The 5,926-nt window shown below is 46.5% G+C and carries 2 tRNA genes and 3 rRNA genes; all 5 read left to right on the top strand.

The features are described 5' to 3' along the window. Positions 1–718: 718 nt before the first annotated feature. The 5 genes from CJD36_RS22850 (at position 719) to rrf (ending at position 5,921) form a co-directional block, all read left to right on the top strand. A 16S ribosomal RNA gene (locus tag CJD36_RS22850) occupies positions 719–2,245 on the top strand. A 126-nt stretch (positions 2,246–2,371) separates the two neighbouring features. Continuing rightward, positions 2,372–2,445, top strand: a tRNA-Ile gene (locus tag CJD36_RS22845). A 95-nt stretch (positions 2,446–2,540) separates the two neighbouring features. Continuing rightward, positions 2,541–2,614 (top strand) — tRNA-Ala (locus CJD36_RS22840). A 235-nt stretch (positions 2,615–2,849) separates the two neighbouring features. After that, a 23S ribosomal RNA gene (locus CJD36_RS22835) occupies positions 2,850–5,734 on the top strand. Positions 5,735–5,809: 75 nt separating this feature from the next. Further along, positions 5,810–5,921, top strand: a 5S ribosomal RNA gene (gene rrf, locus CJD36_RS22830). Together the 16S, 23S and 5S rRNA genes with 2 tRNA genes alongside form the textbook arrangement of a ribosomal RNA operon. Positions 5,922–5,926: the final 5 nt, after the last annotated feature.

Raw genomic sequence — 5,926 nt, 5'->3', positions numbered from 1 at the left:
TCAGACGTAAAACAGTCTAAATTCCACGCCCTACGCATAATTTAAAACATATACCTCGCTTGAAATAGGCTAGAGTGGCTCATCTAAATCAAAAAGTAGATGTAAAATGGCAAAAATAGTTTGGTGTAGTCAAGTACAACTCCTACTTTTGTCCTCCCAACGAAAAACAGGCTAACACCTGAAACATCGGAAGGGTAGTTCTTACGGTATTGGGTTAGTAAAATCAGCGAAAAATAATCTCAAATTAAATTTTGCAGTTTAAAACCAACCACTTACCTTTGCACTCCCTTAGCAAACAGGGAAAAACAAAAAGCTCTTTAAGATACCGGTTACAACGACTAAAAAAAATAATGAAAATTAAATTTTGCGGTTCGGAAATAACCACATACCTTTGCACTCCGCAAGAAAGGAAAACGGTAACGAAAAGATAACAACGAAGCTCTTAACAACTAAATAAAAACAGTGCCACGGTAACCAGGCCGGCAAGTAGAAGAGGTTCAATTCCTATAGCATTACAACTTCAGATCAATGGATCTGAAAACGTTCTTTGAAAGATTGGAAAACAGCAAAGCGAGTAACGATGAAGTTCGTTACAAGCAGGTAAGACGCAAAAATAATAATAATTAAAACGATTGATTTCCGCAATTACTTTGGGAGTCGCTGTAAAGTGACGAACAAAAAAATAAGAGAACATCAGTCAGTTTTAAACACTTCATTTACAATGGAGAGTTTGATCCTGGCTCAGGATGAACGCTAGCGGCAGGCTTAACACATGCAAGTCGAGGGGCAGCACGGGTAGCAATACCTGGTGGCGACCGGCAAACGGGTGCGGAACACGTACAGAACCTACCTTTATCTGGGGCATAGCCCGAAGAAATTCGGATTAACTCCCCATAATATAATTGAGTGGCATCACTTGGTTATTAAAAATTTATTGGATAAAGATGGCTGTGCGTCCCATTAGCTAGTTGGTAGGGTAACGGCCTACCAAGGCGACGATGGGTAGCTGGTGTGAGAGCACGACCAGCCACACGGGCACTGAGACACGGGCCCGACTCCTACGGGAGGCAGCAGTGAGGAATATTGGTCAATGGACGCAAGTCTGAACCAGCCATGCCGCGTGAAGGATGAAGGCCTTCTGGGTTGTAAACTTCTTTTATCTGGGAAGAAAAGCACTGTTTCTACGGTGTCCGACGGTACCAGAGGAATAAGCACCGGCTAACTCCGTGCCAGCAGCCGCGGTAATACGGAGGGTGCAAGCGTTATCCGGATTTACTGGGTTTAAAGGGTGTGTAGGCGGGTCTTTAAGTCAGTGGTGAAATCTCCGAGCTCAACTTGGAAACTGCCATTGATACTATTGATCTTGAATTCTGTTGAGGTTGGCGGAATATGTCATGTAGCGGTGAAATGCATAGATATGACATAGAACTCCGATTGCGAAGGCAGCTAACTAAGCAGATATTGACGCTGAGGCACGAAAGCGTGGGGATCAAACAGGATTAGATACCCTGGTAGTCCACGCCCTAAACGATGATTACTCGACATACGCGATACACAGTGTGTGTCTGAGCGAAAGCATTAAGTAATCCACCTGGGAAGTACGACCGCAAGGTTGAAACTCAAAGGAATTGACGGGGGTCCGCACAAGCGGTGGAGCATGTGGTTTAATTCGATGATACGCGAGGAACCTTACCTGGGCTAGAATGCTCCTTGACCGTTGGTGAAAGCCAATTTTATAGCAATATACAGGGAGCAAGGTGCTGCATGGCTGTCGTCAGCTCGTGCCGTGAGGTGTTGGGTTAAGTCCCGCAACGAGCGCAACCCCTATTTTCAGTTGCCAGCACGTAATGGTGGGAACTCTGAAGAAACTGCCGCCGTAAGGCGTGAGGAAGGAGGGGATGATGTCAAGTCATCATGGCCTTTATGCCCAGGGCTACACACGTGCTACAATGGGGGAGACAAAGGGCTGCTACCTGGCAACAGGATGCTAATCTCAAAAACTCCCTCTCAGTTCAGATTGTAGTCTGCAACTCGACTACATGAAGCTGGAATCGCTAGTAATCGCGCATCAGCAATGGCGCGGTGAATACGTTCCCGGACCTTGTACACACCGCCCGTCAAGCCATGGAAGCTGGGTGTACCTAAAGTCGGTAACCGCAAGGAGCCGCCTAGGGTAAAACTAGTAACTGGGGCTAAGTCGTAACAAGGTAGCCGTACCGGAAGGTGCGGCTGGAATACCTCCTTTTTAGAGCAGAAACCTGCTGCTATGCTGTTTTTCTTTCCTTCAAGATATTTTGTTCTTTGTAACAAGCTCTTGAGTTTATGGTTATACAAACCATTAAGCCATTAAGCTATTGAGCCAAATTAAAATAGTCTCGTAGCTCAGTTGGTTAGAGCGCTACACTGATAATGTAGAGGTCTCCAGTTCAAATCTGGACGGGACTACATAAGAAACTAAGTTCTTTAAAATAAAAATCATTACACCGGGTAGGCACATGTAAAAGTGTTTGTTGCCGACTGCTGTTATTCCAACTTAAGAAGGGGGGTTAGCTCAGCTGGCTAGAGCACCTGCCTTGCACGCAGGGGGTCATCGGTTCGACTCCGATATCCTCCACTTTTTAACTAAGGCAGAAGGGTAGTAGTGATAAAAAGATATAGCGGATAGGCCGCCACAGCAGTTCAAGTCTGTAATTATCACATTTTTCTTCAGCAATGGCTGACAGAAATAAGTTCTTTGACATATTGGGAAAACAATTTTTGATGATTAATGTAGTAATACATGATGAATCAAGTAGTAAGGTAGTAGAATTAAAAATGCGAGGGTGTTAAAACCCTCAATAACAACAATATTTAAAGCGAATAAGGGCGTATGGTGGATGCCTAGGCACTAGAAGGCGATGAAGGACGTGGTAAGCTGCGATAAGCTTCGGGTAGATGCATACAATCTATTATCCGAAGATTTCCGAATGGGACAACCTGTTACACTGAAGGTGTATCACTCTGCAAAGAGAGCCAACCCGGAGAACTGAAACATCTAAGTAACCGGAGGAAAAGAAAATAAACTAATGATTCCCCAAGTAGTGGCGAGCGAACAGGGAAGAGCCCAAACCTAAGGTGCGTGCACCTTAGGGGTTGTAGGACTGCATTTAGAAGACAAACAGAAACCGAATTACCTGGAAAGGTAAGCAAGATAAGGTGAAAGCCCTGTAAGTGGACAAGTTTGTGGACGAGCAGTATCCTGAGTAGCGCGGGACCGGAGAAATCCTGCGTGAATCTGCCGGCACCATCCGGTAAGGCTAAATACTAACTAGTGACCGATAGTGAACCAGTACCGTAAGGGAAAGGTGAAAAGTACTGCGAATAGCAGAGTGAAATAGTTCCTGAAACCGTACGCCTACAAGCGGTCGGAGCCTGTTAAAGGGTGACGGCGTGCCTTTTGCATAATGATCCTACGAGTTACTCCTCACTGGCGAGGTTAAGTTCTTCAATAACGGAGCCGCAGCGAAAGCGAGTCCGAATAGGGCGCTTAGTCAGTGGGGGTAGACGCGAAACTTTGTGATCTATCCATGGGCAGGATGAAGGTGTGGTAACACACACTGGAGGTCCGAACTCATTAGCGTTGAAAAGCTATGGGATGACCTGTGGATAGGGGTGAAAGGCCAATCAAACTGAGAGATAGCTCGTTCTCCCCGAAATGTTTTTAGGAACAGCGTCACATATAAGAAGTATCATAGAGGTAGAGCTACTGATTGGGCTAGGGGGCTTCACCGCCTACCAAACCCTGACAAACTCCGAATGCTATGATATATCTGTGGCAGTGAGGCTGTGGGCGCTAAGGTCCATGGCCGAGAGGGAAATAACCCAGACTATCAATTAAGGCCCCTAAGTCTATGTTAAGTTGAACAAACGAAGTTTGAATCCTATGACAGCCAGGATGTTGGCTTGGAAGCAGCCATTCATTTAAAGAGTGCGTAACAGCTCACTGGTCGAGGGTTCGGGCACGGAAAATGATCGGGCATCAAACATAGCGCCGAAATTATAGATTACAGCTTAGGCTGAAATGGTAGGGGAGCATTCTAGTCAGCATTGAAGGTGTACTGTGAGGTATGCTGGAGCGACTAGAAAAGAAAATGTAGGAATGAGTAACGATAAATATTGTGAAAAACAATATCGCCGAAAGACTAAGGGTTCCTGATCAACGTTAATCGGATCAGGGTTAGTCGGGACCTAAGGCGAACCCGAAAGGGGCAGTCGATGGAAAGCCTGTTAATATTCAGGCACTTGTAATAACTTCGATGGGGTGACGGAGAAGTGAAAAGCTCGCGGGGCAACGGAAGTTCCCGTTAAAGCGTGTAGATATATTTTCCATAGGCAAATCCGTGGAGAATGTCGAACGTGATAGTACTCAGAGGCTTCGGCTGAAGAGATAGTAGCTGTAATCCTGCTCACGAGAAAAACCTCTAAGTTATGGTTATTACAACCCGTACCGCAAACCGACACAGGTAGTCGAGAAGAGTATTCTAAGGCGCTCGGGTGAGCCGCGGAGAAGGAACTAGGCAAATTGTAGCTGTAACTTCGGGATAAAGCTATCCGCCTTTAAAAGCGGATTCAATGAAATGGTTCAACCAACTGTTTAGCAAAAACACAGGGCCCTGCAAAATCGAAAGATGACGTATAGAGCCTGATACCTGCCCGGTGCTGGAAGGTTAAGGAAGCTTGTTCGGGTCAAACCAAAGCTTGTGACCGAAGCCCCAGTAAACGGCGGCCGTAACTATAACGGTCCTAAGGTAGCGAAATTCCTTGTCGGGTAAGTTCCGACCTGCACGAATGGTCTAATGAGTTGAACACTGTCTCCTCCGCGAGCCCGGTGAAATTGTAGTATCGGTGAAGATGCCGGTTACCCGCCACGGGACGAAAAGACCCCGTGAACCTTCACTACAACTTTGCATTGATTTTGAGTAACAGATGTGTAGCATAGTTGGGAGACTTTGAAGCAGTGGCGCTAGCCATTGTGGAGTCACCGTTGAAATACCAACCTTCTGTTACTTAGAGTCTAATCCGAGCAATCGGCAACAGTGCATGGTGGGTAGTTTGACTGGGGTGGTCGCCTCCTAAAGAGTAACGGAGGCTCGCAAAGGTTCCCTCAGTACGGTTGGTAATCGTACGTAGAGCGCATTAGTAAAAGGGAGCTTGACTGTGAGACTGACTAGTCGAGCAGGTGCGAAAGCAGGCTAAAGTGATCCGGTGGTTTCCGTATGGAAGGGCCATCGCTCAAAGGATAAAAGGTACTCCGGGGATAACAGGCTGATCTCCCCCAAGAGCTCATATCGACGGGGAGGTTTGGCACCTCGATGTCGGTTCGTCACATCCTGGGGCTGGAGAAGGTCCCAAGGGTTCGGCTGTTCGCCGATTAAAGTGGCACGTGAACTGGGTTCAGAACGTCGCAAGACAGTTCGGTCTCTATCTGTGGTGGGCGTTAGTAAATTGCGAGGACATGCTCTTAGTACGAGAGGACCGGAGCGTATGTACCGCTGGTGTATCTGTTGTGCCGCCAGGCGCAGTGCAGAGTAGCTATGTACAGCCAGGATAAGCGCTGAAAGCATCTAAGCGCGAAACCTTCCTCAAGATGAGTTTACTTTTAAGGGCCGTCAGAGACTATGACGTCGATAGGCTACAGGTGTAAAGGTGGTAACATCAAAGCCGAGTAGTACTAATTGCCCGTAAGCTTTAATCTTTTTTAAATTACCTTACTTATAAGTTGTTCTTCCCGATATGTCTCGATATTGATCCAGTAAAACTGGTAAGATCTTATGGTGATTTTACCGGGGGTGTTCACCTCTTCCCATTCCGAACAGAGCAGTTAAGCCCCCCATGGCCGATGGTACTACACAACAATGTGGGAGAGTAGGTAGTTGCCATATTTATT

Origin of the sequence: Flavipsychrobacter stenotrophus (genome assembly GCF_002954265.1) — a bacterium.
Taxonomy (GTDB): Bacteria; Bacteroidota; Bacteroidia; order Chitinophagales; family Chitinophagaceae; genus Flavipsychrobacter; species Flavipsychrobacter stenotrophus.
The sequence above is the reverse complement of the archived record's forward strand: the minus strand, read 5'-3'. Positions and strand labels throughout refer to the sequence as shown.